Source organism: Streptomyces sp. NPDC051776 (genome assembly GCF_040681345.1).
In the GTDB taxonomy this organism is placed as follows: domain Bacteria; phylum Actinomycetota; class Actinomycetes; order Streptomycetales; family Streptomycetaceae; genus Streptomyces.
On record NZ_JBFAYQ010000175.1, the window covers coordinates 1 to 1,031 of the forward strand.

The window sequence follows — 1,031 nt, forward strand, 5'->3', positions numbered from 1 at the left end:
GGGGGGTGTCCCTATGGGTTTCGTCAACCTGTGGGGGCGGGCTTGGGGTCGTAGAAGGTGCCGTCGCGGAGCATGGCGAAGAGCACGTCGGCTCGTCGTCTGGCGAGGCAGAGGAGGGCTTGGGTGTGGTGCTTTCCCTGGGCGATCTTTTTGTCGTAGTAGGTCCTGGAGGCCGGTTCGGCCAGCGCTGCGAACGCGGACAGGAAGAACGCTCTCTTGAGCTGCTTGTTTCCGCGCCGGGAGGGTTGTTCGCCGCGGATCGAGGAGCCCGAACTTCTTGTCGCGGGTGCCAGGCCGGCGTAGGCCGCGAGGTGGGCGGCGGACGGGAAACTCGATCCGTCGCCGACGTCTATGAGGATGCGGGCTCCGGTCCTGACGCCAATGCCGGGCATGGACGTCAGGACCTGGGAAAGAGGGTGGGCCACCAGCAGTTCCTCGATCCTGGCCGCGAGGACTTTGCGCTGGTCGAGCACGGAGGTCAGCGAGCTGGCCAGGCTGGGGACGATCAGCGCGGCAGCGTCGGTACCGGGAACGGTGACGGTCTGCTCATCGAGCGCGGTGAAGATGTCTTCGACCAGGCGCTCGGCCATCCGGGGTGCCTTCGGCCGCATCAAGGTCACCAGCTGTCGCCGCCCGGCCTTGCGGATCTGGGCCGGGGAACCGAACCGGTCCAGCAGTTTGAGGACGGCTGGGTGCTGCACCCGCGGGCCCAACACCCGTTCCAGGGACGGGTGGATCTGTGTCAGCAGTCCCCGCAGCCGGTTGCTGATGCGGGTGGCCTCGCCGGCGAGGTCGTCGTCGAACCCCACGATCATCTCCAGCTCGGCGATGGTCTCGTCTTGGAGCTCGATCGACCGCAGAGTGTGCGGCATCGACCGGGCCGCATCCGCGATCACGAACGCGTCGCGGGCGTCGGTCTTGGCCTCGCCGGGGTAGAGGTCGGCGATCCGCCGCATCGTCAGGCCGGGCAAGTACGCGACCTCACAGCCCATGTCCCTGGCCACGGCCAGTGGCAGGGCACCGATCGAAGC

At 67.8% G+C, this 1,031-nt stretch carries 1 protein-coding gene; it reads right to left on the reverse strand.

The genetic code is table 11. The features are described 5' to 3' along the window. Window positions 1-23 precede the first annotated feature (23 nt). Window positions 24-1,031 (reverse strand): IS110 family transposase (locus AB0M26_RS31970; RefSeq protein WP_365266567.1); only part of this gene is annotated, 1,008 nt, incomplete at its 5' end.